This window comes from Kitasatospora sp. NPDC041917, assembly GCF_055589745.1.
The window spans coordinates 1-1,609 of record NZ_JBVJBI010000109.1; the positions used below are offsets into that span (position 1 = coordinate 1).

The 1,609-nt window shown below is 69.0% G+C and carries 1 protein-coding gene; it reads right to left on the reverse strand.

The window, feature by feature from the left end:
- Positions 1-1,609, reverse strand: a 1,609-nt coding sequence (locus ACZ6EM_RS40375) for a condensation domain-containing protein (protein WP_465774677.1), incomplete at both ends; no start/stop codon positions are given.

Here is a 1,609-nt window from a genome sequence, read left to right on the forward strand (position 1 = left end):
AACAGATCGGTCGCGAACTGCAGAACAGCCGTGATACCGGCGGGCGCATGGGAACCGTCACGGTTCTCGACGCAGGTCAGGTTGAGATCGAACTTGACGGGCGGCGTCCCGAACGATTCGGGCGTCACGACGACATCAGGAAGCCGAAGGGTGCCCTCGTCGTTGTTCTGCAGGACCAGCATCACCTGGAACAGCGGATGCCGGCCCAGCGAACGGATCGGGTTCAGCTCCTCCACCAGCCGCTCGAACGGCAGGTCCTGGTTCGTGAACGCCGCCAGATCCGTGTCACGGACCCGGCCCAGCAGCTCACCGAAGGTCGGCTCACCCGACACATCCGTCCGCAGCACCAGCGTGTTCACGAAGAACCCGACCACGTCGTCCAGCGCCTGGTCCGAACGCCCCGCCACCACCGTCCCGATCGGAACATCCGTCCCCGCACCCAGCCGCGACAACAGAGCCGCCAACGCCGCATGCAGCACCATGAACAACGTCACACCGTGCCGACGCGCCAACCCCTCCAGCTCGGCATGCAGCTCCGCATCCAGCCCGAACTCCAACAGCTCACCGTCATGCGACGCGGCGGCAGGGCGGGGCCGGTCGAAGGGCAGAGCGACCTCCTGCGGCGAGCCCTTCAGCGCCTCCGCCCAGTAGGCGAGCTGCTGATCCATGGCGTCGCCGAGCTGGTTGTGCTGCCACAGTGCGTAGTCCGCGTACTGGACCGCCAGCGGCTCCCAGACCGGCGCGGAACCGGCCAGCCGGGCCCGGTAGGCCGAGGCGACACCCGACCAGAGCGGACCGGAGGACCAACCGTCACTCGCGATGTGGTGCAAGGTCAGCACCAGGACCGATTCGTCCTCGCCGAGCGCGAACAGCACCACCCGCAGCGGAAGTTCGGCGGAGAGATCGAAGGTGGCGAACGCCTCGGCGGAGATCCGCTCCGCCACCTCGTCCTCCGTGCACGGCTCGACCGTGAACGGGACGTGGGTGTCGTCGGCGGGCAGCACCAGCTGGCGCGGCTGACCGTCGACCGTCGGGTAGACCGTACGCAGGGCCTCGTGCCGGCCCACCACGTCACCGATCGCCGCACGCAGAGCCTCCACGTCCACTGCCCCGTGCAGACGGAACGCGAACGGGCTGTTGTAGGTCGCGGAGGCGCCTTCGAGCTGGTCCAGGAACCACAGCCGCTGCTGCGCGAACGACAGCGGCAGCACCTCCGGCCGCGCGCCCGCCACCAGCGCCGGACGTGCCGGGCGGCCGTCCTTCAGCTTCTCCGCGACGCCCACGACCGTGGAGGCGTCGAACAGGTCACGGATCCCGAGCTCGGCATCGAAGGTACTGCGGATCCGGCTGATCAGCCGGGCCGCGAGAAGCGAATGACCGCCCAGGGCGAAGAAGTCGTCGTCGATGCTCACCGATGGAACACCGATGACCTCGGCAAACAGGCCGCAGAGCAGTTCCTCCTGCACCGAGCGCGGGGCTCGTCCGTTCTGCTCGGCGGTGACGGCTGCGGGTGCGGGCAGGGCGCGCTGGTCCAGCTTGCCGTTCGGCGTGATCGGCAGCGCCTCCAGCACCACCAGCGCCGACGGGACCATGTGCCGCGGCAGACGCC